Annotated in this window: 14 protein-coding genes; 7 read left to right on the top strand and 7 right to left on the bottom strand. The window is 71.3% G+C overall.

Annotated features, from left to right (window positions below; all coding sequences use genetic code 11):
• The first annotated feature begins 49 nt into the window (after positions 1-49).
• A complete protein-coding gene (locus ASC65_RS15975) occupies positions 50-1,696 on the top strand; it encodes an amidase (protein WP_235561523.1) in 1,647 nt (548 codons plus the stop codon).
• Here the strand turns inward: ASC65_RS15975 and ASC65_RS15970 are convergent.
• Positions 1,693-2,427 (bottom strand): helix-turn-helix domain-containing protein, encoded by a 735-nt coding sequence (locus ASC65_RS15970; protein ID WP_056455502.1) that lies wholly within the window; start codon positions 2,425-2,427, stop codon positions 1,693-1,695. The two genes, ASC65_RS15975 and ASC65_RS15970, sit on opposite strands and share 4 nt — an antisense overlap.
• Positions 2,428-2,602: 175 nt before the next feature.
• On the opposite strand from ASC65_RS15970, the gene ASC65_RS15965 reads away from it, so the two are divergent.
• The 4 genes from ASC65_RS15965 to ASC65_RS15950 are packed head-to-tail and all read left to right on the top strand — an operon-like array spanning position 2,603 to position 6,082.
• Positions 2,603-4,741 (top strand): marine proteobacterial sortase target protein, encoded by a 2,139-nt coding sequence (locus tag ASC65_RS15965; RefSeq protein WP_200939861.1) that lies wholly within the window; start codon positions 2,603-2,605, stop codon positions 4,739-4,741.
• Complete coding sequence (locus tag ASC65_RS15960; RefSeq protein WP_056455501.1) at positions 4,738-5,310, top strand: sortase domain-containing protein; 573 nt, start codon at positions 4,738-4,740, stop codon at positions 5,308-5,310. Before ASC65_RS15965 ends, ASC65_RS15960 begins: the two co-directional genes overlap by 4 nt.
• Before the next feature lie 38 nt (positions 5,311-5,348).
• On the top strand, positions 5,349-5,822 hold the full coding sequence (locus ASC65_RS15955; RefSeq protein WP_056455499.1) for a low affinity iron permease family protein: 474 nt from the start codon (positions 5,349-5,351) through the stop codon (positions 5,820-5,822).
• Complete coding sequence (locus ASC65_RS15950; protein WP_056455497.1) at positions 5,819-6,082, top strand: SemiSWEET family sugar transporter; 264 nt, start codon at positions 5,819-5,821, stop codon at positions 6,080-6,082. Before ASC65_RS15955 ends, ASC65_RS15950 begins: the two co-directional genes overlap by 4 nt.
• Here ASC65_RS15950 and cysC read toward each other — a convergent pair.
• Entirely contained in the window at positions 6,079-7,890 is a 1,812-nt protein-coding gene (gene cysC / locus ASC65_RS15945) for an adenylyl-sulfate kinase (RefSeq protein WP_056455495.1), read from the bottom strand. The two genes, ASC65_RS15950 and cysC, sit on opposite strands and share 4 nt — an antisense overlap.
• Positions 7,890-8,804: a sulfate adenylyltransferase subunit CysD gene (gene cysD / locus ASC65_RS15940; RefSeq protein WP_235561522.1), complete on the bottom strand. Its 915-nt coding sequence runs from the start codon at positions 8,802-8,804 to the stop codon at positions 7,890-7,892. Before cysD ends, cysC begins: the two co-directional genes overlap by 1 nt.
• Positions 8,805-9,060: 256 nt before the next feature.
• On the opposite strand from cysD, the gene ASC65_RS15935 reads away from it, so the two are divergent.
• Both ASC65_RS15935 and ASC65_RS15930 read left to right on the top strand, forming a co-directional pair.
• Positions 9,061-21,708 (top strand): autotransporter outer membrane beta-barrel domain-containing protein, encoded by a 12,648-nt coding sequence (locus ASC65_RS15935; protein ID WP_056455493.1) that lies wholly within the window; start codon positions 9,061-9,063, stop codon positions 21,706-21,708.
• 119 nt (positions 21,709-21,827) lie between these two features.
• Complete coding sequence (locus ASC65_RS15930) at positions 21,828-22,748, top strand: Na+-dependent transporter (RefSeq protein WP_156459715.1); 921 nt, start codon at positions 21,828-21,830, stop codon at positions 22,746-22,748.
• 6 nt (positions 22,749-22,754) lie between these two features.
• Here ASC65_RS15930 and ASC65_RS15925 read toward each other — a convergent pair whose 3' ends face one another.
• The 4 genes from ASC65_RS15925 to ASC65_RS15910 are packed head-to-tail and all read right to left on the bottom strand — an operon-like array spanning position 22,755 to position 25,763.
• Complete coding sequence (locus tag ASC65_RS15925; protein ID WP_156459714.1) at positions 22,755-23,519, bottom strand: hypothetical protein; 765 nt, start codon at positions 23,517-23,519, stop codon at positions 22,755-22,757.
• A gap of 60 nt (positions 23,520-23,579) precedes the next feature.
• Positions 23,580-24,353, bottom strand: coding sequence for a hypothetical protein (locus ASC65_RS17265; RefSeq protein ID WP_056455489.1), 774 nt, complete (start codon positions 24,351-24,353; stop codon positions 23,580-23,582).
• A 10-nt stretch (positions 24,354-24,363) separates the two neighbouring features.
• The gene (locus ASC65_RS15915) at positions 24,364-25,167 is read right to left on the bottom strand and encodes a DUF2092 domain-containing protein (RefSeq protein ID WP_056455487.1); all 804 of its coding nucleotides are present in this window, start codon (positions 25,165-25,167) and stop codon (positions 24,364-24,366) included.
• 11 nt (positions 25,168-25,178) lie between these two features.
• Positions 25,179-25,763 (bottom strand): DUF4136 domain-containing protein, encoded by a 585-nt coding sequence (locus tag ASC65_RS15910; protein ID WP_056455485.1) that lies wholly within the window; start codon positions 25,761-25,763, stop codon positions 25,179-25,181.
• Between the last annotated feature and the right edge of the window lie 87 nt (positions 25,764-25,850).

The raw sequence follows: 25,850 nt of genomic DNA, 5'->3' as shown, positions 1-25,850 counted from the left end.
GGACGCAGGCGCGGAGGGCTCCGGCGTTCTGAAGCCTCAGGGGGACGGGATGCGGTTCAACGGGATCGGGCTGGCGGCGCTGGCCGTAGCGGCGGCGCTGTCGCTGGGCGGGTGCATGACCGTGGAGGTCCATGCGGACGAGGGCGTCTGGGACGACGCGACCCTCGTCGACGAGGCCGCCGCCGATGCGCTGGCCGCGGCCGACGCCGCCGCTCGGGCGGGCTACGACCATCACGGTGCCGGTTCGATCGAGGAGCTGTGCGGCCAGTATACGGACGAGGCCATCCGCGTCAGCTGCTGGATTGACCGCCGGAGCGTCAACGCGGTGCTGCGCTGGGCCGCTGCGCATCCGATCGCCGAGCAGGTCGGCGTCTCGGGCATGCCCATCCTCCTCAAGGACAACATCGAGACGCGCGACATGCCGACCACGGCCGGCTCGCTGGCCCTGGTCGACAATTCGCCCGGTCGGGACGCGCCGCTGGTGGCCCGGCTGCGCGACGCCGGGGCGATCGTCGTCGGCAAGACCAACCTGTCCGAGTGGGCCAACATCCGCTCGGGCAGTTCGACCAGCGGCTGGAGTGCGGTCGGGGGGCTGACCCGCAATCCGCATGCGCTGGACCGCAACGCCTGCGGCTCGTCCTCGGGCAGCGGGGCGGCGGTGGCGGCGGGCCTGGCTCCGGCGGCGATCGGCACCGAGACGGACGGCTCGATTACCTGCCCGGCGGCGATCAACGGCATCGTCGGCTTCAAGCCGACGGTCGGCCTGGTCAGCCGCACTCACATCGTTCCGATCAGCCATTCGCAGGACACGGCCGGGCCGATGACCCGGACGGTCGAGGAGGCGGCTCTGGTGCTGGGCGCCATCGCGGGCTCTGACCCGCTGGACCCGGCCACGGCCGAGGCGGATGCGCGCAAGGTCGACTATCGCGCGGCGCTGGACGCCCAGTCGCTGCGCGGCGCCCGTATCGGGGTGATGCGCTTCTCGATGGGTTATTCGGGCAAGACCGACGCGGTCTTCGAGGAGAACCTCCAGAAGATGCGCGACGCCGGGGCGGTCATCGTCGAGCTCACCGAGGGGCCGGACATGGACGCCATGGGCTCGGCCGAACTGACGGTGCTGCTGACCGAGCTGAAGGTCGACCTGAACGCCTACCTGGCCTCGACCAATCCGACCCAGGTGCAGACCCGCACCCTGGCTGACGTCATCGCCTTCAACGAGCGGACGCCGCGCGAGATGGCCCTGTTCGGGCAGGAGCTGTTCATCCAGGCGGAGGCGACCAAGGGGCTGAACGATCCGGCGTATATTCAGGCGCGGGCCACCTCGCTGCGGCTGGCGGGGCCGGAGGGGATCGACAAGCTGATGCGCGAACACAATGTCGTCGCCCTGATCGCACCGACGACGGGACCCGCCTGGACCACGGACATCGTCAACGGCGACCACTATGCGGGCGCGGCCAGCACCATGCCGGCGATCGCCGGCTATCCGCACCTGACCGTGCCTATGGGCTTCGTCGAGGGCCTGCCGGTCGGGATGAGCTTCATCGCCGGCAAGTGGGAGGACGCCAAGGTGCTGTCGCTCGGCTACGCCTTCGAGCAGCTGACCCAGGCGCGGCGTGATCCAGAGTACCTGCAGTCGCTCGACCATCTTTTGGTCGTCGAGCCTTTGCTGGCCCCGTACGCGCCGTCCGCGCATTAGCGAGGGAAGCGCGCGAAGTCCTCGGCGACGATGAATTCGAGCTCGGCGCGATAGCGGCCGTAGTCGGGGTGGTCCGGCGAGACTCGGCCGAAGGCGCAGTCGGCGTCGGCGCCGAGGCGGATCATGGCCAGCGGAACGGCGGCAGGCACCAGCTGCGAGCCATGGCCGATCAGCAGGGTGCTGAGGATGCCGTACAGCGCCCGCTTGATGGTGGGGCGGCTGAGGATGGCCAGGCGGTACTGACCCTCGACATTGGTGACCAGATAGACGGTGCCGGACTGGCTGGGCAGGGAGACGCTTCCGGTTTGGGCGAAGGCGCTGTCCAGCCGCTCGGACTCGGCGAACACCAGGTGCGAGCGGGCAGCGTCCCATTCGATGGTCGTCAGATAGGCGTAGATGTCGCCAGGCGAGCCGAAGGACGGCCGCAGGGTCAGGTAGCGTCCTTCCAGCCAGCGCACCGAGCCGCGGGCGTAGCCGCCCAGGCCCTCGGGTGAGGCGGTGACCGCATCGAGCACCGGCGGGGGAGCCGGGCGCGGGCGCAGCGGCGCGCCGAGCGCCTCCTCCAGCCGGATGACCGTCGCGAGGGTGAAGGCGCGCTTGCCGGACAGGGCCTTTTCGAGGGTCGAGATGCTGACCTTGGCCATGTCGGCGAGGGCCTGACGGGAGATGCGGCGACGCGCCAATTCCTCGCGGACGCGGCGTGCGATCTCTTCGGCCTCGGGGTCGTCCATGGCGCGATTCAGTCCCTAACCAGAAGCTGAGTGCGCACATTTCCGCACAAGCCGTCAAGGCGTCCGTAACGCCCCTCACATCGCGGTGGTTTGCGGCGGGAAAATGCATGGATTTCGCGTGGCTGTGCGCACGCGCGCGGGTCTAATTGGCAGGCTCCTCAAGGGAGCAAACACCGTGAACCGCCTGCCTGAATCCCGTCCGCCCCGAGCGGGGCTGAACCGCTCGCCGGGACTCGTGACGATGAGGTCCCTGGTCATAGGCCTGGCCGCCCTGGCCATCGGCGCGGCGACCATGGTCCGCGCCACCGAAACGCCGCCGCCGGAAGACCCGGCCTCCGGCGCACTGCAACTGCGCACCAGCCGCGGGACGACGCTGAACGCCGTACGCCTCGGGACGGACATGCAGGTCGACGTCACCGGCCAGACGGCGCGCGTGAAGGTCGTCCAGGCCTTCCGCAACACCGGGACCGAATGGGTCGAGGCGACCTACCTCTATCCCCTGCCCGAGGACGGGGCGGTCGACAGCCTGAAGATGGTGGTCGGGCAGCGGGTCATCGTCGGCGAGATCCACCGCCGCGAGGAGGCCCGCCAGATCTACGAGACCGCCAAGGCCGAGGGGCAGCGGGCCGGACTGGTCGAGCAGCAGCGTCCCAACATGTTCACCAACAAGGTGGCCAACATCGGCCCGGGCGAGACGGTTCTGATCGAGATCGAGTTCCAGGCCCCGGTGCGGCGGGTGAACGGCGAGTACTCGATCCGCCTGCCGTTGGTGACCGGTGAGCGTTACATCCCGGCGCGAACGGCCGTGTCGGCGGCGGGCAAGGCGGATGCCGCGGCGATCACTGCCCCTGTGGCCGCGCCGGGGCAGGGGATGCTCAATCCGGTTTCGATCCAGGTGCGTCTGCGCCCGGGCTTCATCCCGACCGGAGTGGTCAGCCCGTATCACCGCGTCGACATGGTCGAGGACGGCGCCGCGGAGCGGGTCGTCACCCTGGCGGGCGGACCGGTTCCGGCCGACCGCGATTTCGAGCTGCGCTGGCGCTCGGCTGAGACCCAGCCGTCGGTCGGCCTGTTCCGCGAGTCGATGGGCCGGGACCGCTATCTGATGGCGGTGGTCAGCCCGCCGGCGCCGGACCGCCGTCGGCCGGTCCCGCCGCGCGAACTGGTCTTCGTCATCGACAACAGCGGCTCGATGAGCGGCGAGTCGATGGACCAGGCCAAGGCCAGCCTGAAGCTGGCGCTGCAGAGCCTGACCCCGGCCGACCGCTTCAACGTCATCCGCTTCGACGACAGCATGACCGAGCTATTCGAGCGGCCCGTGCCGGCGACGCGGGAGCAGGTCGCCCTGGCTCAGCGCTACGCCGACACCCTGGAAGCCCAGGGCGGCACCGAAATGCTGCCGGCCCTGCATGAGGCCCTGGTCGACGATACGCCGACGGATGCGGGGCGCGTGCGGCAGGTGGTCTTCATGACCGACGGCTCGATCGGCAACGAGGATGAGATGCTGGCGGCCCTGGGGTCCGATCGCGGGCGCAGTCGGGTGTTCATGATCGGCATAGGCTCGGCTCCGAACACCTTCCTGATGAACCGCATGGCCGAGGTCGGCCGCGGGACCTACGTCAATATCAGCGACACCTCCGAGGTCGCGGCGCGGATGCGGATCTTCCTCGACCGCCTGACGCGACCCGTGGCGACCGAGCTGACGGTGGCCGCGAGCGGCGGCGCCGAGTTCACCCCGGCGATATTGCCCGACCTCTATGATGGCGAGCCGCTCGTGGTCCTGGCCAAGACGCGTCGGGTCAGCGGCCAGCTGACGGTGACCGGCGTCACTGACGGGCGGCGCTGGACCCGCACGGTCGACCTGTCCGAGGCTGTCGAGGCGCCCGGCGTGGCGCGGCTGTGGGCCAAGCGGCGGATCACCGACATCGAGGTCGAGGACCGCCTTGGCGACAGCGACGGCACGGCTGCGACGGAGGCGATCGCCAAGCTCGGGCTGCAGTATTCCCTGGTCACCCGCGAGACCAGCCTGGTGGCGGTCGACAAGACTCCGGCCCGACCGGACGGCGCGCGGCTCCGCGAGGAGGATCTGCCGCTGAACCTGCCCACGGGCTGGGACTTCGAAGGCCTGTTCGGCGGTCCGGTCGGCGACCGGGCGGCCAGCGCCAAGCCTGAGGATGCGGCCGAACTGCTCGAGCTGCCCCAGACGGCGGCTAACTGGGGGACCTCGGCCTGGCTCGGCCTCTGGCTGGCCCTGTTCGGCGCCGGCGGTCTGTGGCTCCAGCGCCGCCCGTTCCAGCGTCGGAGGCAGGCGTGAGCGGGCGGGGGGCCTGGGGCCGTCTTCCCTTCGCCGCGGTCCTGATCGCCGGATTGGCGGTGGCGGCGGCGGGGACTTCGGTCCCCGTCAAGGCCGCGGCGGCCCAGTGGCTGCTCGACCGCGCCTGGGCCGAGAGTCGGGAGCGGGGCGAGCCGGTCAAGGCCTGGCCCTGGGCCGACGCCGCGCCGATCGCAGTGATCGAGGTGCCCCGGCTGGGCGTCCGGCAGGTGGTGCTGTCCGGCGGCTCCGGCGAGGCCATGGCCTTCGGTCCGACGCTGATGCCGGGCGGCGCAGAGCTGGGCGGACGGGGAACGGCGGTCTTCGCCGCCCACCGGGACACCCATTTCCGCTTCCTCGAGCTGGTGCGGCAGGGCGACACCATCGTCGTCGAGACGGTAGGGGGCGTGCGGATGGAGTATTGGGTCACCGGCGGGAAGGTGGTCCGGGATGACGCCTTCGGGGTCAATCCGTACAGCCGTGAGAGCATCGTGCTGAGCACTTGCTGGCCCTTCGACGGCCAGACGCGCGGCCCCTGGCGCTGGGTGACCTACGCCGAGCGGATGAGCTGAGCCTGCAACCTTCGCCATGCGTGCCTGTTACGGGCGCCATGGACCAGATGTTCCTGCGTTTCGCCAATATCACCGCCCGGATCGCAGGCCGGCCGTGGACCTTCTTCCTGTGCGTGGCGGTGGTGCTGGCCTGGGCCGTGACCGGGCCGCTATTCGGTTTCAGCGCGACCTGGCAGCTGATCATCAACACAGGCACGACGATCGTCACCTTTCTGATGGTGTTCCTGATCCAGAATACCCAGAACCGCGATGGAGCGGCCGTACAAGCCAAGCTGGACGAGCTGCTCCACGCCGTGCGCAACGCCGACGAACGCTTCATCGGCATTGAGCGGCTCAGCGACAAGGAGCTGGCGGTAATCCTGGAAAAGGTCGAGGCCCGCGCCATCGTAATCAAGGGCGAGGGGCCGCCGGTGGTCGCCACCCGGGCCCAAGACCGCAAGCGCAGCGCCGCCGCCAAGCGCTCGCACAGGGGCGCGGGGGCCAAGAACGGGCGCAAGGCGGCCGGCGCATGAGCCTGGCCGCCAACGTCGTCGGCTCCGCCGCCGCCCTTTGCTCGATCACCAGCTTCGCGCCCCAGATGATCAAGATCTGGAAGACCCGCGACGCTTCGTCCGTATCGCTGAAGACCTATTCCCTGACAGTGACCTGCTTCGTGCTGTGGACGGCCTATGGGGTGATGACGAAGGCCTGGCCGATCGTGGCGGCCAACGCCTGCGCCCTGGTCATGGCGTCGGGCGTCCTGGCCATGAAGTGGCGCTTCCGGGACGTCTAGAGGCGGTCGCGGATGGCCTCGATGATCCGCTCGCAGGCCAGTTCGGGCGTCAGGGCGGCGGCGTCGATGTGGATGTCCGCATTCTCGGGCCGCTCATAGGGGCTGTCGATGCCGGTGAAATTGGTCAGGGCGCCCGAACGGGCCTTGGCGTAGAGCCCTTTCACGTCGCGGCCTTCAACGACGTCCAGCGGCGCGTCGACGAAGATCTCGACGAACTCGCCCGGCTCCATCCGCTCGCGGGCGATGCGGCGCTCGGCGGCGAAGGGCGAGATGGCGGACACCAGCACGATAAGCCCCGCGTCGGCCATCAGACGGGCCACCTCGGTGACCCGGCGGATGTTCTCGACCCGGTCCGCGTCGGTGAAGCCGAGATCGCGGTTCAGCCCGTGGCGGACGTTGTCGCCGTCCAGCATGTAGGTGTGGCGGCCCTCGGCGTAGAGCCGCTTGTCGACCAGGTTGGCGATGGTCGACTTGCCGGCCCCCGACAGGCCGGTGAACCACAGCACCAGCGGCTTCTGGCGCTTCTGGCCGGCGCGTTCGGCGCGGGTGATGTCTAGGGCCTGCCACTGGATGTTGGCGGAGCGGCGCAGGGCGAAGCGGATCAGGCCGGCGCCGACCGTCTCATTGGTCTGGCGGTCGATCAGGATCAGGCCGCCGAGGTCGCGGCTCCGCTCATAGGGCTCGAACACCAGGGGCGCATCGAGGTGCAGGTGGCAGACGCCGATGTCGTTGAGCTCCAGCGTCCGGGCCGCCTGATGCTCCATGCTCTCGACATTGACGCGGTGGCGGATGTCGGTGACCTGGCCGGTGACGGAGGCGGTCCCTAGCCGGACCACATAGGCGCGCCCGGGCAGGAGCGGGGTCTCGGACATCCAGACGACCTGGATCTCGAACTGGTCGGCGGCCTCGGGGGCGTCGACGGCGGACGCCAGGACATCGCCGCGCGACACGTCGACGTGCTCGGCCAGGGTCAGGGTGACCGACTGGTCCGCGCCCGCTTCGGCCAGGTCGCCGTCCAGGGTGACGATGCGCTCGACCGTGGCCGCCCGGCCCGAGGGCAGGACCTTGACCCGATCGCCGGGGCGGACCCGGCCGGCGGCGATGCGGCCGGCATAGCCGCGGAACTCGGCGTCGGGGCGGTTGACCCACTGGACCGCCATGCGGAACGGGCCGTCGTCGTCCTCGCTGAGGCCGACGGTCTCCAGCCATTCCAGCAGGGTCGGACCGGCGTACCAAGGGGCTTCGTCGCCACGCTGGACGACATTGGCGCCGGTCAGGCCGGACAGAGGCACGGCCACGACCGCCTGGAGGCCGAGCTCGGCGGCGAGGGCGCGGTAGTCTTCGGCGATCTCGTCGAACAGCTCCTGCGACCAGTCGACCAGGTCCATCTTGTTGACGGCCAGAAGCACGCGGCGGACGCCCAGCAGGCTGACCAGATAGGAGTGACGGCGGGTCTGGGGCAGCAGGCCCTTGCGGGCGTCGACCAGCACCACGGCCACGTCGGCCGTCGAGGCGGCGGTGACCATGTTGCGCGTGTACTGCGGGTGGCCCGGGGTGTCGGCCAGCATGAAGCGGCGGCCGGCGGTCTCGAAATGGCGATAGGCCACGTCGATGGTGATGCCCTGCTCGCGCTCGGCGGCCAGCCCGTCGAACAGGCGCGAGAAGTCGGGCTCGCCCGTGACGGTGCGGATGGCGGCCAGCTGGTCGGCGGGGACCGAGCCGGTGTCGTGCAGCAGGCGGCCGATCAGGGTCGACTTGCCGTCGTCGACCGAGCCGCAGGTGATCAGGCGGACCAGATCGCGGGCCATCAGAAATAGCCCTCGCGCTTCTTCAGCTCCATGGAGGCCGCCGGGTCATGGTCGATGGTGCGGCCCTGTCGCTCGGAGGCGTCCGAAAGGCGCATCTCCTCGATCATGGCGGCCAGGTCGGCGGCTTCGCTCTCGACCGCGCCGGTCAGGGGATAGCAACCGAGGGTGCGGAAGCGGACCTGCCGCATCTGGGGCGTCTCGCCGGGAGCCAGGGGCATGCGGGCGTCGTCGACCATGATCAGCGCCCCGTCGCGCTCGACCACGGGCCGCTGGGCCGCGAAGTAGAGCGACACCACCTCGATCCCCTCGCGCTGGACGTAACGCCAGACGTCCATCTCGGTCCAGTTGGACAGGGGGAAGACGCGGACGGACTCTCCCTTGTGCACGCGAGCGTTATAGAGCTGCCAGAGCTCGGGCCGTTGGGCCTTGGGATCCCACTGGTGAGTGCGGGTGCGGAAGGAGAAGACGCGCTCCTTGGCGCGGCTTTTCTCTTCGTCGCGGCGGGCGCCGCCGAAGGCCGCGTCGAAGCCGTACAGGTCCAGCGCCTGTTTCAGCCCCTGCGTCTTCCAGAGATCCGTGTGGACGCGCGCGCCGTGGTCGAAGGGGTTGATCCCGGCCGCCTCGGCTTCCGGATTGCGATAGACCAGCAGGTCCATGCCCGCCTCGACGGCGGCGCGGTCGCGGTAGGCGTACATCTCCTGGAACTTCCAGGCGGTGTCGACGTGCAGGAGCGGGAAGGGCGGGACGGCCGGGAAGAAGGCCTTGCGCGCCAGGTGCAGCATCACCGCCGAGTCCTTGCCTGCCGAGTACAGCATGACGGGGCGGGCGCACTGGGCCGCCACCTCGCGCATGATCTGGATGGCCTCGGCTTCCAGCTGGTCCAGATAGCGGTCGTCCGGCGAGGGCTGGGGCAAGGAGACTGAGGTCCGATTGAGGGCGTGCGGACCCTGACGGAGGTCCGCCGTCGGATCAAGTGGGGCATGGCGGACGCAACGGCGCCGCTTTCGCAGTCGTCCCCAAGCTTGACCTTGACCTGTCCCGTTTTAGGAGATCAACGTTAGGTGGGGCGCGTGGGGCCGCGGAGAAATCCGCATTTCAGCTCACGGGCGAAAGGGATTGCGAGGCCGGATGACATCCGCCTACGCAACCGCTTGTTGTTGGGGGTGAGCCATGTCGAGCATTACGCGCGGTACGTCGAAATTTGTCCGGGCCGCGGCCCTCATCGAACAACTGGCCCAGACCTTTGACGCCAGCCGCCTGAAGAAGGCGCAGGCCGATGCGCTGATCGCCGACCTGGACGAACTGGTCGCCATCCTCGACGCCCGGCGTCACGACGCGGACGCCAAAGTCTTGGCCGACGCTCTGCTGACGCTGCGCCACAGCCTGGCCAGCGTCGAGAAGCGCGGGCGTGAGCGTCGCAGCGACGTCGCCGCCAATCGTCGCCTCAGCCGCAACCTGCGCCGCATCGCCCTGATCATCACCGCCGGCGCCGCCCTCGCCGCACCGATGGCCGCGGCCGCCTCCGAAGCCGACCCCGTTTCCCCGACCGCGGTCGCCGGCACGCTCCCGACCGGCCCGCAGGCCATTCTCCCGGCCGTTCCGGTCGGGGGGACGATCTTCAATCCCGTGACCAACGCCAATGAGACGGTGGTCGAGGTGCTCAGCCCGGTCGCGGTGCGCACCAGCCAGAACAACGTCATTCTGCTGGCCAACGCCGTCGGCGACGTGTTCGCCAATCCGGCGGGCGGCATCTACACGGTCACGGCGGTCAGCCTGGACGGCGATGGCCATGTGGTCAGCCTGACCGTCACCAACTCGGCGAGCGTCGTCTCGACCATCAACCGGGTGTCGGCCATCACTACCGCCCCCAGCGCCCCTCCGGGCGGCTCGATCGTGATGCCCTCGGGTCCGGGCGACAGCGGCTATTTCCATGACATCCGGCGCGGCGACGGCGGCGGCGGCGGCAGCGACGGCGCCCTGTTCGTCTCGGCCGACTCGGGCGGCGACGGTCAGACCGTGGCGCCCTTCACCGTCGACATGGGTAATTCGGGCCTGGGCATCAGCACGACCTCGAACGGCGTCTCGGGTCTGATGGGCGTCAGCATCGGCGGCGACGGCGGCGACGGCGGCGACGGCTATCTGGGGGCCTCGGGCGCTTCGGGCGGCAACGGCGGCGCGGGCGGGCAGGTCACGGTCGTCTCGCGCTACGGGACGATCGCCACCAGCGGCGACCAGGCGCACGGCGTCGTCGCCCAGAGCCGGGCCGGCATCGGCGGCGAGGGCGGTTCGGGCTTCGTCTTCTCGAGCGGCGGCTCGGGCGGTTCGGGCAGCAGCGGCGGCACGGCTACGGCGACCAACTACAGCACCATCACCACCCAGGGCGGCGGCTCGCACGGCGTGTTCGCCCAGTCGCTGGGCGGCGGCGCCGGCAGCGGCGGCGGCAGCTACGGCCTGTTCGGCGACGGCGGCGCGGGCAACCGCGGCGGTCAGGGCGGACACGCCGAGGCGATCAACTACGGCATCGTCACCACCCTGGGCGACGCCTCCTACGGCGTGACGGCCCAGAGCCTGGGCGGCATCGGCGGCGACGCCGGCAACGCCGTGGGTCTGGTGACCTTCTCCGACGACGGCGCCCCGGGCGGCAACGGCGGCACGGCGATCGTACGCGCCATGGCCAATTCGCAGGTGCGGACCGAGGGCGACGCCTCGCACGGCTTGTTCTCGCAGTCGATCGGCGGCGGCGGCGGCAACGGCGGCCTCGGCCTCGGCCTGGTCGCGCTCGGTTCGGGCGGCGGCACCGGCGGCAACGGCGGCGCGGCCCAGATCTTCGCGGCGGACAACTCCTTCGTGACGACCACGGGCATCTCGTCCCACGGCGTCTTCGCCCAGTCGATCGGCGGCGGCGGCGGCAACGGCGGCATCACCGGCTCCCTGATCGTGAGCCTGGGCTCGACGGGCGCCAGCGGCGGCCTGGGCGGCGACGTCACTGTCAACTCCGGCGCAACGGTGACCACGACCGGCGCGGGCTCGCGCGGGGTCTTCGCCCAGTCGCTGGGCGGCGGCGGCGGCAACGCCCTGGGCACCGGCGGCCTGGTCAGCCTGGGCGGTTCGGGCGGCGGCGCCGGCCATGCGGGCGCCGTGACCGTCACCACCAGTGACGACAGCTGGATTTCGACCAGCGGCCTCGGCTCCGACGGCATCTTCGCCCAGTCGGTGGGCGGCGGCGGCGGCTCCGGCTCGGCCAGCGGCGGCGTCGTCGCCCTGGGCGGCGGCGGCGGCCTCGGCGGCAACGGCGGCGTTGTCACAGTGACCAACGGCGGGACCATCGAGACCGCCGGCAATTTCGCGCGCGGAATCTTCGCCCAGTCGGTGGGCGGCGGCGGCGGCGCCGGCGGCGACAGCGGCGGTCTGGCGACCCTGGGCGGCAACGGCTCGGGCCAGAGCATCGGCCAGAACGTCACGGTCACCAATAACGGCCGCATCTCCACCGGTGTCGGGGGGATCCTGGGCAACATGTCGAGCGCCATTCAGGCGCAGTCGATCGGCGGCGGCGGCGGCGACGGCGGCTCCTCGGGCGGCGTCTTCCTGACCATCGGCGGCGCGGGCGGCGGCGGCGGCAATTCCGGTGTTGTGACGATCAACAACGCTCACGACCTGTCGACCCTCGGCGACGACTCGCACGGCATCTTCGCCCAGTCGGTCGGCGGCGGCGGCGGCAACGGCGGTTCGACCGTCTCGATCAGCGCCTTTGCGGGCGCGGCGGTCGGCGGCAATGGCGGGCTCGGCGGCAACGGCGGCACGGTCAACGTCAATCTGTTCGAACGCACCGAGACAATTGGCGGCGGCAGCCAGACCCTGGCGCCCTTGATCACCACCGACGGCCTGCGGTCGCGCGGCATCTTCGCCCAGTCGGTCGGCGGCGGCGGCGGCAACGGGGGCTTCGCAGCCCAAGTCTCGGCCGGCTATGGCGTCAGCGCCAGCGTCGCCGTGGGCGGCTCGGGCGGCAGCGGCGGCGTCGGCGGCACGGTCAATCTCGACGGCCACGCCACGATTCTGACTAGCGGCGACTATTCCGAGGGCCTGTTCGCCCAGTCGGTGGGCGGCGGCGGCGGCAACGGCGGCTTCGCCATGTCCTTCTCCTTCGCGGCCGGCGAGACCGCCGCGGCGGCCTTCGGCGTGTCCGTGGGCGGTTCGGGCGGCAACGGGGGCGTCGGCGGTACGGTCGACGTCGACTCCGGCGGCGCGATCCAGACCACGGGCGACTTCTCGACCGGCTTCCTGACGCAGTCGGTCGGCGGCGGCGGCGGCAACGGCGGCTTCTCGATCGCCTTCACCGGCTCTGGCGCGGGCGTGGCTTCGGCTTCGGCCTCGGTCGGCGTCGGCGGTTCAGGCGGCCTCGGCGGCATCGGCGGTCAGGTCACCAGCCACTTCGACGGCACGATTCTGACCACCGGCGACGACTCGCGCGGCGCCCTGATCCAGTCGGTCGGCGGCGGCGGCGGCAACGGCGGCTTCAGCGTCTCGGGCGCGGTCTCGATCGCGGGCACGGCCGGGGGCGCGGTCTCGGTGGGCGTCGGCGGCTCGGGCGGCTCCGGCGGCGCGGGCGGCACGGTCATCGGCAGCGTCGGCGACGCGGTCGAGACGCGCGGCGACCGTTCGACGGCGGTGACCATCCAGTCGATCGGCGGCGGCGGCGGCTCGGGCGGCTTCAATGTCTCGGGCAGCGTCGGCGGCGGCGGCACGGTCGGCCTCGGCCTGGCCATCGGCGTCGGAGGGGCCGGCGGCGGCGGCGGCGCAGGCGGCGATGTCACCGGCTCGAGCGGCGACACCATCCTGACCTTGGGCCAGCAGTCCGGCGGCCTGCTCGTCCAGTCGGTCGGCGGCGGCGGCGGCAACGGCGGCTTCAATGTCTCCGGAAGCATCGGCGGCGGCGGCACGGTCGGGGGCGCGGTCTCGGTCGGCGTCGGCGGGGCCGGCGGCGGCGGCGGCGCGGGCGGCACGGTCATCGGCCATGCGCTCGGCGCAGTCGAGACGCGCGGCGACCAGTCGGCCGGCGTGACGATCCAGAGCATCGGCGGCGGCGGCGGTTCGGGCGCCTTCAACGTCTCGGGCGGCATCGGCGGCGGCGGCACGGTCGGCGGCGCGATCTCGGTCGGCGTCGGCGGCTCGGGCGGTTCGGGCGGCGCGGGCGGCTCGGTTACGGCCAGCTCGGTCGGCATCCTGACCTCCGGCGAGCAGTCGGCCGGCTTCCTGGCGCAGAGCGTCGGCGGCGGCGGCGGCAACGGCGGCTTCAACGTCTCCGGCAGCATCGGCGGCGGCCAGACCGGCGGCCTCGGCCTGAGCGTCGGCGTCGGCGGATCGGGCGGCGGCGGCGGTCTGGGCGGCTCGGTCACGGCCACGGTGACCGGCAATGTCGTGACCTCGGGCGGCGAATCCGATGCGGTCACAGCCCAGAGCATCGGCGGCGGCGGCGGCAACGGGGGCTTCAACGTCGCCGGCTCCATCTCCGGCGGCCAGACCGGCGCGGCCTCGCTGTCGGCGGGCGTCGGCGGTTCAGGCGGCGCCGGCGGCGCGGGCGGCACGGTCAGCCTGACCTTCACCGGCGCGGCCCAGACCTCGGGCGCGGGCAGCGACGCCGTCATCGCCCAGAGCGTGGGCGGCGGCGGCGGCTCGGGCGGCTTCAACGTCACCGGTAACATGGCCTTTGCGCAGAGCGGCGCGGGCACTCTGGGCATCGGCATCGGCGGCACGGGCGGCGGCGGCGGCAATGGCGGCGCGGTCACCCTGAACCAGAACACGGGCGTGGCCGATCCGGGCGACACCCTGATCGCGGCCGTGACCACCGGCGCCAATGCGCGCGGGATCCTGGCGCAAAGCGTCGGCGGCGGCGGCGGCAACGGCGGCTTCAACATCACCGCGGGCATCTCGGGCGCCCAGTCGGCGGCCGGCAACGTGGGCGTCGGCATCGGCGGCGGGGGCGGCGCGGGCGGTGACGGCGGCGTCGTGATCGGCAACATCAACGGCGACGTCGGCACCGACGGCGCGGATTCGGCGGCCGTGCTGGTCCAGTCGGTCGGCGGCGGCGGCGGCAATGGCGGCTTCAACGTCTCGGGCGGCGTCAGCGGCTCGCAGACGGCGGCCGGCAACCTGATGGTCGGCGTCGGCGGCTACGGCGGCGGCGGCGGAGACGGCGGCGCGGTCAGCGGGACCTTCACCGGCGATGTCGTGACCGAGGGCGATCGCTCATCCGGCGTGACTTATCAAAGCCTTGGCGGCGGCGGCGGCAACGGCGCCTTCAACATCACCGGCGGCGTGGCCATCGCCGGCAGCGGCGGCGGCACGGGCAACATCGGCGTCGGCGTGGGCGGCTTCGGCGGCGACGGCGGCGACGGCTCGACGGTCAACGCCTCGATCACCGGCGACATCTCGACCCAGGGCGTGGACGCCTGGGGCGCCCTGGTCCAGTCGGTCGGCGGCGGCGGCGGCAACGGCGGCTTCAACATCACCGGCGGTCTGAGCGCCTCGGCCGGCATGAACGGCACGCTCGGCTTCGGCCTGGGCGGCTTCGGCGGCGGCGGCGGCGACGCCGGCGACGTGACCGGCTACCTGACCGGCGACGTTCAGACCCAGGGCGACGGCTCCTACGGCGCCATGCTGCAGAGCCTCGGCGGCTCGGGCGGCAACGGCGGCTTCAACGTCACGGGCGGCCTGTCGCTGTCGGTCAACGGCAACCCCGCCGTCACCATCGGCATCGGCGTCGGCGGCTTCGGCGGCGGCGGCGGCGACGCCGGTTCTGTGACCGGGTCGGTCACCGGCGACTACATCACCCGCGGCGCCAATGCCGACGGCGTCACCGCCCAGAGCCTGGGCGGCGGCGGCGGCAACGGCGGCCTCAACGTCTCCGGCAATGTGGCGCTCAGCTCCGGCACGGCGGGCACGGTCGGCATCGGCATCGGCGGCTTCGGCGGCCTGGGCGGCAATTCGGGCGCGGTCAACTTCAGCTACACCGGCGACATCGACACCGACGGCGCCAACTCCGACGGCCTGATCGTGCAGAGCCTGGCGGGCGGCGGCGGCAACGGGGCGATCAACGTCACCGGCGGCATCGCGGCCAGCACCAGCGGCACGGCCGGCGGACTCGCCTTCGGCCTGGGCGGCTTCGGCGGCGGCGGCGGCGACGCCGGCGACGTGAACGCCACGGTGACCGGCAACGTCTGGGCCCGCGGCCTCGAGATCGACTACTGGACCCCGGCCGAGACCAATACCGGCATCCTGCCTGGCTCCTGGGACGACACCTACATCCCGGCCCACCGCGTTCGCGACGGCGGCTCCAACGGCGTGGTCGTGCAGTCGATCGGCGGCGGCGGCGGCAACGGCGGCCTCAACGTCTCCGGCCAGATTTCCCTGACGCCTCCGGGCAGCCAGGCGGCGCGCTCGGTGACCCTGGGCGTCGGCGGCTTCGGCGGCGCGGGCGGCGACGCCGGCGCCGTCAGCCTGACCCTCGGCTCGCCGGACGCCTCGCGCGTCCAGGTCTCGGCCATCGGCGACAGCCGCTCAGCGGTCGCCGTGCAGTCGATCGGCGGCGGCGGCGGCAACGGCGGCATCAACGTCTCGGGCGGCATCGCCATGGACGGCGTCCTGACCGCCGGCATCGGCGGCTTCGGCGGCGGCGGCGGCCTGGGCCGGAACGTCTACGCCGACGTCGACGCGGATCTGTTCGCGGCCGGCGCCCTGTCGCGGGGCCTGATGGTCCAGTCGATCGGCGGCGGCGGCGGCGCCGGCGCCATCAACATCTCGGGCGGCGTCAGCGCCGATCCCGCCGGCGAAGAGCCCTCGCTGACCTTCGGCATGGGCGGCTTCGGCGGCGCCGGCAACGCCAGCGGCGACGTCACGGCCATCCAGAACGGCCAGGTCGTGGTCGAGGGCGGCGGCGCCATCGGCGTGCTGGTCCAATCGATCGCCGGCGGCGGCGGCTCGGGCGGCCTGAACGTCACGGCTGACGTCCACCTGGGCGAAGGCGGCTCCGACAACCGGTCGCGCGGCATCGCAATCGGCGTGGGTGTCGGCGGCACGGGCGGCGACGGCGCGGACGCGGGCGCGGTCTCGCTGCACAGCAACGGCAACATCTTCCTCGACGCCCAGGCGACCAGCATCCCGCTGGAGGGCTCTCCGGACATGCCGGCGGCCGGCATCCTGGTCCAGTCGGTCGGCGGCGGCGGCGGCGTCGGCGGCGTCAACGCCACCGGCGTGGTCGCGCCCTTCGGCCAACCGGCGGCGATCGGCGTCGGCGGATCGGGCGGTTCCGGCGGTCACGGCGGCACGGTCGACGTGGTCCGCGGCTACACCGGCAGCGGCGCGGCCGAGGTCGGCACGCCCCACCTCATCAGCACGGAAGGCAACAACGCCGCGGGCCTGATCGCCCAGTCGATCGGCGGCGGCGGCGGCCGAGCCGGCGTCAACGCCGTCTTCGCCCTGACCACCCACTCGCCGGGCAACAACCCGATGGCGGCCCTGATCGCCGTCGGCGGTTCGGGCGCCGGCGCGGGCAGCGGCGATGACGTCACCGTGCGCCACAACGGCGATATCCAGACCACCGGCATCGACAGCGACGGCATCTTCGCCCAGTCGCTGGGCGGCGGCGGCGGCGACGCCAACTTCAACATCGGCTTCGGCGTGCTGCGCAACGCCACCGCCCTGAACCTCGCTGTCGGCGGGGCCACGGGCGCCGGCGGCTCGGGCGCCGACGTCTCGGTCGAGCACCACGGCGTCATCATGACCGAAGGCCGCGACTCGGCGGGCATTCACGCCCAGTCGGTCGGCGGCGGCGGCGGCGACACCGTCCTCGACCTCGCCCTGGGCATCCTGGCCAATCACTCTGTGGGCATCACCGTCGGCCGCAACGGCGGCACGGGCGGCGCGGCGGGCGATGTGACCGTGGTCGCCGACGGCACGATCGTGACCGAAGGCGAGACCGCCGACGGCGTTCTGGCCCAGTCGATCGGCGGCGGCGGCGGCGCCAGCAGCGCCACAACCGTCTCCGTATCGGGCACCAGCGGGGCCAACACGCCGCAGGCCGAATCCTACAGCGCGGGCGTCTCGGTCGGTCTGGCCGGCGGCGTCGGCGCGACCGCCGGCGACGTCAATGTGGACGTCAGCGGTCGTATCGAGACGGCGGGCTATGAGGCGCGCGGCGTCTTCGCCCAATCGATCGGCGGCGGCGGCGGCCGCGGCGGCTCGGCCGCCAACACCATCGTCCGCAACGCCGGCGCCGCGACGGTCACCGTCGGCGGCACGGGCGGCACGGGCGCCGTCTCGGGCGACGTCACCGTCACCAGCGACGCCACCATCGTGACCACCGGCCACCGCGCCGACGGCATCCTGGCCCAGGCGATCGGCGGCGGCGGCGGCATGGGCGGCGTTGCCCGCACCCTGGCCTTCCAGGTCGGCGGCCCGCCCCCGACGACGACCATGCGCACCCTGTCGGTCAGCGTCGGCGGCTCAGGCGGGACCGGCGCGGTCGGCGGCGCGGTCGACGTCTCCAACTTCGGCGTCATCGGCACCGAGGGCGAATACTCGCACGGCATCCGCGGTCAATCGATCGGCGGCGGCGGCGGCGTGGGCGGCATGGTCCTCAATGCGGCCCTGCAGTACCGCGGAAGCGACGACATCGACTTCAACATCGGCGGTGCAGGCGGAACCGGCGGCGCCGGCGGCGCGGTCGACGTCCTCAACGAAGGCCTGATCTTCACCGAGGGCCGCTTCGCCACGGGCATCAGCGCCAACAGCATCGGCGGGGGCGGCGGCGACGCCGGCCTGGTCCTCGATGTGCAGCTCGGCTACGCGGGCACGGACAACCAGACCCACCGCTTCGTCGCCAACATCGGCGGCTCCGGCGGCGACGGCGGCGTCGGCGGCAATGTCTCCGTTATCAACCGGCCGGTGGCCGGCGACGACCACACCGGCGAGATCGTCACGCGCGGCGAGGGCGGCTACGGCATCTTCGCCCAGTCGCTGGGCGGCGGCGGCGGCAACGGCTCCAGCGTCCTGTCGCTGACCGGCATGGTCACTGGCCGCGACAGCTTCCTGATCGGCCTCAACGTCGGCGGCGCGGGCGGCACCGGCAACACCGGCGGCACGGTCGATGTCCTCAACGCGGGCCTGATCGACACGACCGGCGCGGGCGCACACGGCATCCTGGCCCAGTCGATCGGCGGCGGCGGCGGCAACGGCGGCGCGGCCTTCGCGGCCAACGTCATGATCGCCCCGACCACCCAGATGCTGACCCACGCCCCGCTGATCACCGTCGGCGGCGTCGGCGGCGACGGCGGCGACGGCGGCGCGGTGACGGTCACCAACACCGGCAATATCGTCACCCGCGGGACCAACGCCCACGGCATCCTGGCCCAGTCGATCGGCGGCGGCGGCGGCAACGCCCAGATGGGCTTCGGCCTGACCTCCGACGTCGGGACCATGATCCTGTCGCACGCCATTTCGGCCCTGGTCGGCAATTTCGGGGGCGGCTCCGGCGGCGCCGGCGGTCATGTGACGGTCAACCATTCGGGCGACATCACCGTCCTCGGCGAGGGCTCGCAGGCGATCATCGCCCAGAGCATCAACGGCGGCGGCGGCACGCTGACCTTCGACTTCAGCGGCATCGTCGGCCTGAACGGCTCGCCGTTCATCGATCTACACGGCGACACCGTCGTCCCGGATCCGATGGTCCTCGGCCGTCTCGGCGCCGAGAACGCGGTGAACATGACGTCGGGCGACGTCACCATCAACACCACCGGCACTCTGCAGGTGGGCGGCCGCAACGGCATCGGCAGCCTGACCCAGGCGATCGGCGGCGGTGGCGGCCAGGTGATCATGAAGGCGACCATCTCGCCCTTGGCTCCGCCTCCGGCCCCGGCTCCGGAAGTGCTCCCGGCCCTGGCTGCGACCAAGACTGCGGGCGGTCCCGAAGTGTCGCCGCTGGCGGCGCCGGGCGTCGATCCGTCGGCGGCTCCGGGCGATCCGGTCGCCATCCCGTTCGCCCTGGTCCTCGGCGGCGCGGACGGCGTGGGCAACCACGGCGGCGACGTCGCCAGCGCCCATGTCGGCTCCATGCTGACGGCCGGGCTGAACGCGCCTGCGGTCATGGTGCAGTCGATCGGCGGCGGCGGCGGCATCGGCCTGATCGATCTGGATATTCCGACCGGCGCCCTGATCGGGGCCCTCGACGTCACGCTCGGCGGCACGAACGGAACTGATGAAACCGGGGGCGACGTGTCCCGCGTCAACACCGGCGCCATCACCACCGGCGGCGACCTGTCGCCCGGCGCGATCCTGCAGAGCATCGGCGGCGGCGGCGGCTCGGCCAGCGTCATCCTGGCGGGCGACGGCGCGACCGGCGCCACGCTCGGCGCGGTGCTGGGCGCGAACGGCGGCTCCGGGCTCGACGGCGGTGATATTTCCGGCCTCTTCTCGGGCGGGATCCAGACCTTCGGCGACTACGCCACCGGCCTGATCGCCCAGTCGATCGGCGGCGGCGGCGGCGAGCTGCGGGTGCATGGCGTGTCGACAGTGAACGTCGCGATCGGCGGAGCCGTCGGCGCCGAAGGGCACGGCGGCGACATCGACGTCGTCCATGACGGCGACATCGTCACGGTCGGCGACCACTCGCACGGCGTCTTCCTGCAGTCGATCGGCGGCGGCGGCGGCGCGGTGTTCGGCGACTTCGACGCCAATGTCACCGTCAGCGGCGACAATGTCGGCGACGGCGGCGACATCAGCTTCGTCCAGGACGACAGCATCATCGTGCTGGGCGACAACGCCTACGGTCTGGTCGCTCAAAGCCTGGGCGGCGGCGGCGGCTGGGTCGAAGGCGGCCTGGCTTCCTCGGCCGGCGGCGTCGGCGCCGGCGGAAACATCGACCTCGCCGTCGGCGGGGTGATCTTCGCGGCCGGTACGAACTCGACGGGCGTCTTCGCCCAGAGCCTCGGGTCGACGGGCCGCGGCGCGATCAGCCTGATCTCGCAGGACATGATCCGCGGCGGCACGGGAACGGGCGCCGGCGTCCGCTTTGACGGCGGTTCGCTGAACCTGATCCAGACCTCGGGTTCGATCTCGGCGGTCTCGGGCCTGGCCATCGACACCACCACCGGCGATGACGAAGTCCAGAACAACGGCGCCGTGATCGGCAATATCGATCTCGGCTCGGGTCACAACGCCTTCGACAACAACGTCGACGGGACCTTCATGGCCTTCAGCACGATCGACCTGCGTGACGGAGCCGGCAGCACCGGGACCTTCACCAACGCCGGCGACTTCCTGATGGGTCTCAGCGCGTCGCGTCTGCCGATCGATCTGGCGGCCGGGGACGTCTTCGACGACCTGGACAACGAGGGCGATCCGACCACCAACCTGTTGTACGGCGCGCGGGTCATCAACTCGGTGGCGCTGGACGGCGACTACATCCAGACGTCGAACGGCCACCTGGCGTTCGACATCGCCTTCGGCCCGTATGCCTCGGACATCGTGAACGTTACGGGGAATGCGACCGTTGACGGAACCGGCGAGGTCATCCTGACCTGGCTGGAGAACGCCGAGGAGCGGACGCTGTTCGCGACCCCCGGCGCCGGCATCGGCGTCGACAACGGCCTGGAGATCGAAGACACCCTGGCGATGGACTACAGCGTCCGCGCCGACGCCAACGGGGTGCACCTGTCCTTCGTCAGCGACTTCGGCCAGCCGTTCCTGAACTACAACGAGCGCCAGCTCGGCCGTCACATGGACTTCGCCATCCTGGCGGGCGACTCAGGCGGCATCGGCCGGCTGATGGCCCTGATCGGCAACCTTCAGGCCGGAGACGAAGCGCTCTACGCCCAGATCTTCCGCGAGCTGAATCCCGAACCGCTGATGGTCCCGATGGCCACGCAGCTGACCGCCGCTGAGGACTTCGCGGGCCAGCTGTTCAACTGTGCGCCGCCGGCCTTCCGCAAGCGCGAACAGTGCGTGTGGGCGCGGGTCGAGGGCACGGCGTTCGATCGGCCGGGGACGTTCGAGAACTTCCAGGTCGGGGCTCAGGAAACCCGCCTGCGGATGGGCTTCGAGCGGCCGTTCGCCGAGAACTGGACCGTGGCCGCCGCGGTTGGCTTCGACAAGATCAGCCGCGTCGACGTGGCCGATCGATCCCGTTCGGACGGCAAGGGCTTCCACGGCAGCCTCGGCATCGAACGCACCGATTGGGACGGCCTGGAGTACGGCGTGTCGATCTCGGGTGGCTGGCAACAGCTGGAGACTGCCCGCTCGGTCAACGTCTTCGAGCCGCTTGTCGGGACCTCGGAGCCGGAGAGCGGCTACTTCCAGACCAATGCGCACATCGCCTACACGGCGGTCAGCGGAAACCTGTTCGTCCGCCCGGCCCTGAACCTGTCGGCGACGGCTTTGCGTCAGGGCAACTTCTCGGAAGAGGGGCTGGAAGGCCTCGGCGTCGAGGCGCTTGCGGACACCGAGGTCTACGCGACGGCCAATCCTGAGCTCGGTTTTGGCTTCATCCTCGCCGACAGCCAGGAAGCCGAGGCGACGTTCCAGGTCACCGCCGGCGGCGTCTTCCGCTCGCAGGACGAGATCCGGATGCCGTACCGTCTGCTGGGCTCCAATCCGGACGCCATCCCCGCCATGATCGGCACCAGCCTCAATCAAGAGGCCCTGGTGCTGGGCGCGGACCTGCGGGTGGCGACGGCGGCGGGCTTCGAGTTCCGGTTCACCTATGAGGCGGAATCCGGCGAGACCTTCGACAATCGCACCGCCGGCCTGAACCTCCGTATGCGCTTCTGATCAGACGGGCCCCGGACGACCTCCGGGGCCCGCTTCGCCTCCTCGACCTAGGCGCTGCGAGACGGCCCCCAAGGGTTCGCCCGGATAGGCGCATCGTCGCTTTTCCCCATGATCGCGCCTTGGCGCGTCCGTGTTGGCGCGCGTCGCTGCAGAGGGACGCCGTCATGGAGGCGATCAAGGCTCTCATTCCCATCCTGCTGACGGTCAGTCTGGCGGGACTGGTGTTCGTGGTCGGGCTCAACTCCGGACGCGGGGAACTGCTCTACGTGTTCCGACGGCCGGCGCTTCTGGCGCGGGCCGTTCTGGCCGTGCTGGTCATTCCGCCGATCGCGGCCGGCCTGCTGATCTGGGCCTTGCCGCTGACCCCGGCGGTGAAGGCCGGGATCATGTTGATGGCGGTCGCGCCCGTGCCCCCGCTGGTGCCCGGCAAGGAGCTGAAGATGGGCGGCTCCAAGGAGTACGCCTACGGGGTCTATGTGGCCATGGCGCTGCTGACGGTGATCTCCGTCCCCCTCGTGTTCGAAGTCGCGAGCGCCCTGTTCGGGCGACCTGAGGACAAGGTGCCCATGACCAAGCTGATCATGACCATCCTCACCGGCGTGCTTCTCCCGCTCGCGCTCGGCCTGCTGGTGCGCCGCTTCGCCCCCGCCATCGCCGACAAGGCCGCACCCCTCATCTACAAGCTCAGCATGTTGCTGGTCCTGCTCGCCTTCCTGCCGATCCTCGTGGCCATCTGGCCCGCGCTCGAGGCCCTGATCGGCAACGGAACCCTGCTGGCCATGGCCGTCGTCACCGTGATCTGTATCGCCGCCGGCCACATGCTGGGCGGGCCGGAACGGCTCAACCGCGCGACCCTGGCGGTCGCCGCATCCGTCCGCCACCCCGGGATCGCCATTGCCCTGGCCGGCGCCAATTTCGTCGGCAAGGAGGTTCAGGCCGCCGTCCTGCTCTACCTCCTGGTGGGCCTCGTGGTCGGCGCGCTCTACGGAGTCTGGCTGAAACGTTCAGCGCCGGCGCATGGCGCGCCGGCCGCGCCCTGACGCGGCTCAGTCCGGAAACAGGAAGGTCGCGATCGCGCGCAGGCCCCATTCCGGCGCGCCCGGTTCGTCTTCGAGATGGACCCGGGCGCCGGCGCCGATGGAGACCCGCTGTTCGCCGAACTTGTAGACCTTGGTGATGGTCATGTTCAGCGGGATGCTCCAGGTCTTGGTTTCCCAGTTGTAGGTCGACTCCAGGTTCAGCCCGTAAGTCGTCGCCGACTTCGTGGTGTAACTGTAGAAGGGCTGCAGGAACGTCTGGTTGACGTCGTCCCGGTCCTCATCGCCGGCATAGGACCAGATGTGGTTGGCGAGGAGCCCGAACGAGGCCGGGCCGTCCTGCTTGAGAACCAGCGCCGTCGGCCCCGCGCCCCACTTCTGCGTCCCTAGCTCCTCCGTCCCCACCGGCCACAGGAAAACGGGACCCACCGCCCAGGTCAGGCCGTCCTTGGCCTCGGGCGCGAAGAAGAAGCTCTGGGTGATGTCCGACACCCCGGACTGGGCCCCGACCCCGGGCGCCGGACTGCCCTGGTAGACGATCGGCATGATGGTGCGGACGATCAGGTTCCAGTCGTCGCTGAGCCTGAAGGGCACGACCGGCTGGACGTTGAGGGTCAGCCGTTGCCCGTCGTTCGGGCCGTAGCAGCAGTCGTAGTTCCACTGCAGCGGCACGCTGATCATGCTGGAGACGGGATTGGACAGCTTCTTGGCCAGTTCCTCCTCGCTCTCCTGCGCCGCCGCGACGCCGGGGCCGACGAGCAGCGCGCAGGCCAACCGCCATCCCACCGCCCCGGCAAGCCGAGGTTGAACGCGCGTCATCGACCCCATGCCGCCCTACTGGACCACAGTCACGCTCTTCGCCGGGTCGTCGACCACGACGTAGACCACCGTATCTCCTTGATATTGCGGAGCATAATAGTGCCCGTCGCAATAGTAGTACGAGGTGTAGTACGGCGAGCACCCGGGCGGCATGCTGTAGAACATCGAGCCGACGACCGCGGAGGTCCAGGCCGCCGCGGTGCCGAAGGCGATGCCGGCGGCGAGCGGATGGTCGCCCCAGCCGTCATCCCAGTCCCAGCCGTGATCGCCATCGATGTCGATGTCGTTGTCGATGTTGATATCGCCACGGTCGATGTTGGTCTCGCGATCTCCGCGGTTGATCTCACGGTCCCCGGTGTTGACGCGGTTTCCGCCGCGGTCGCCGGTGTTGATCCGATCACCCCCGCTGATGTTGGTGCGGTCGCCGCCGCTGGGGCGGGTCGCCGCGCCGGCGCCACCGGCCCCAGGCCGGCTCGTTGCGCCGCCGGCGCTCGGCCGGGTAGCCGCGCCGGCGCCGCCGCTTGGGCGGGTCGCCGCGCTGGCGCGGCCGCCGCCGCTCGGTCGGGTCGCCGCGCTGGCGCGGCTGCCGCCGCTCGGCCGGGCTGCACTGGCGCGGCCGCCGCCGCCGCCGCGGCTGAAGCCGCCGCCGCCCCCCCCGCCGCCGCGGCTAATGCCGCCGCCGCGCCCGCCTCCGCGGACCTGGGCGTTCGCCGCTTCGATGGCCGGCGCCGCGACGAGGAAGGTGATGCTGGCGAAAAGGGTGGCGAGCCCCGCTTTCGAGAGTTTCATGGCTAGCTCCTTATTGGGCTTCCTGGGCTTCCCTGAACTGGATGGCCTTGTCGTCGGCGTCCGGCGCGAAGGCGAAAGTGCGGGCGTCGAAGGTGGGCGACAGGTTCCAGTCGAGCGTCGCTGAAAATTTCGGCAGAGTCGGATCGGTGCGGTCGATGATCGCGATCTTGCGGGGCAGGGGCTCGGAGCCCTGCTGGATCCAGATCTGCCAGTCCATCTCTGGCTGGCGGAAGATATACTGGTCGGTCTGGACGCCGTTGATCATCGCCGTGCCGACGTGAGCGGCGAACTCCAGATTCTGGGGCAGGTTTGCGGGATCGCCCCAATGGAACAGGTCCTCAAGGGGAAGTTCGACGCCGTAGCGTTCGGCCGCGAGGTTGAGCAACTCGCCGATCGTCGGCGGCGCGTCGACGGTCGCGTAGTAGCTGCGGCTCGGCGCGTAGACGGTGAAATGCTGGCCGTCGTAAATGAAGCGCCGCTGTTTGCGCGGGGTGGTGTTCTCGACGAAGAGGGCGTTGGGTCGACGGACCCGATAGGTGGCGACGCCGTCCAGGTCGAATTTCTGGTCTGCGCCCAGCATCAACTCGCGGCTGGTCTCGGCGGTGATCTCGAAACTCACGAGCGTGCCCAGGTAGGCGCCCATGCGGTGCAGGGCCTGAACCGCGTCGGGCGAGACCGGGTTGGTCGGAGCTGACGCCGCGGCCGGATCGACCTGGGACGGAGTTGCGGTCGCCGGCGTGGCCTGGGGCGAGGCGACCGTCGGAGCGGCCCCGAGGGCGAAGGCGAAAGCCAAGGCGGGAAGGGAAGCATGCATGACAGGGTTCCTCATCGTGCGCCGGGGAGGCTGGTCATCATCTCGGCGAAGATGGCGTTCAGGGTGGATTGGGCGATTGAAGTGCTATCGACGCGCTGCTTGGAAACCGCGCGCCAAGCGAGCTGGTTCGAGGACTGGTCGGTGAGGTCGAGGATGACCGTCCCGTCGGTGTAGTTGACGGTCATGCCTTCCAGGGCCGGATAGCCGTATACGCCCCAGCCGGGGACGCAGCCGCTGAAGCCGCAGGCGGCCGGCCCGACCGGTCCTGTGTAGGCGGCCCGGACATCCGAGTGCGGGGTTAGACCGATGAAGTACGCGACCAGCAGGGTCGCCTGACCTGGATCCGAGACCTGTCGGAAGCCCTTTGCGTCGAGGCCGGCCTCGATGGCGGTCTGGATGCGCTGCTGCACGAGATCGTTGGCGACCGCTGGATTGACCCCCCGTTCCCGGACGCTCTCGATCGGCTTCCAGGCGTAGGTGGATCCGGGGGCGATCGCACTGTTCTGGGTCACCGTCAGGTTCGGGCCCGTGGTCTCGCAAGCGGCCAGGCCGAGCAGCATTCCGACGGCGAAAACGACGAGCGCGGGCCCTTTCATAGCGGCTCCTTTCGTCCCGGTGTCGGGACGGGGCATTATCGACCCGACCTTCCGGGCGACCATCGGGCGAAACCCCGAGGGCGCCCT

The organism is Brevundimonas sp. Root1279, assembly GCF_001425945.1.
Taxonomy (GTDB): domain Bacteria; phylum Pseudomonadota; class Alphaproteobacteria; order Caulobacterales; family Caulobacteraceae; genus Brevundimonas.
The sequence above is the reverse complement of the archived record's forward strand: the minus strand, read 5'-3'. Positions and strand labels throughout refer to the sequence as shown.

Excerpts from the sequence above, each read along its gene's own strand:
- ASC65_RS15910 (WP_056455485.1), bottom strand. The coding sequence starts at position 25,763 with ATGAAAGGGCCCGCGCTCGTCGTTTTCGCCGTCGGAATGCTGCTCGGC.
- ASC65_RS15955 (WP_056455499.1), top strand. The coding sequence starts at position 5,349 with ATGGACCAGATGTTCCTGCGTTTCGCCAATATCACCGCCCGGATCGCA.
- ASC65_RS15915 (WP_056455487.1), bottom strand. The coding sequence starts at position 25,167 with ATGCATGCTTCCCTTCCCGCCTTGGCTTTCGCCTTCGCCCTCGGGGCC.
- ASC65_RS17265 (WP_056455489.1), bottom strand. The coding sequence starts at position 24,353 with ATGAAACTCTCGAAAGCGGGGCTCGCCACCCTTTTCGCCAGCATCACC.
- ASC65_RS15950 (WP_056455497.1), top strand. The coding sequence starts at position 5,819 with ATGAGCCTGGCCGCCAACGTCGTCGGCTCCGCCGCCGCCCTTTGCTCG.
- ASC65_RS15975 (WP_235561523.1), top strand. The coding sequence starts at position 50 with ATGCGGTTCAACGGGATCGGGCTGGCGGCGCTGGCCGTAGCGGCGGCG.
- ASC65_RS15935 (WP_056455493.1), top strand. The coding sequence starts at position 9,061 with ATGTCGAGCATTACGCGCGGTACGTCGAAATTTGTCCGGGCCGCGGCC.
- cysC (WP_056455495.1), bottom strand. The coding sequence starts at position 7,890 with ATGGCCCGCGATCTGGTCCGCCTGATCACCTGCGGCTCGGTCGACGAC.
- ASC65_RS15970 (WP_056455502.1), bottom strand. The coding sequence starts at position 2,427 with ATGGACGACCCCGAGGCCGAAGAGATCGCACGCCGCGTCCGCGAGGAA.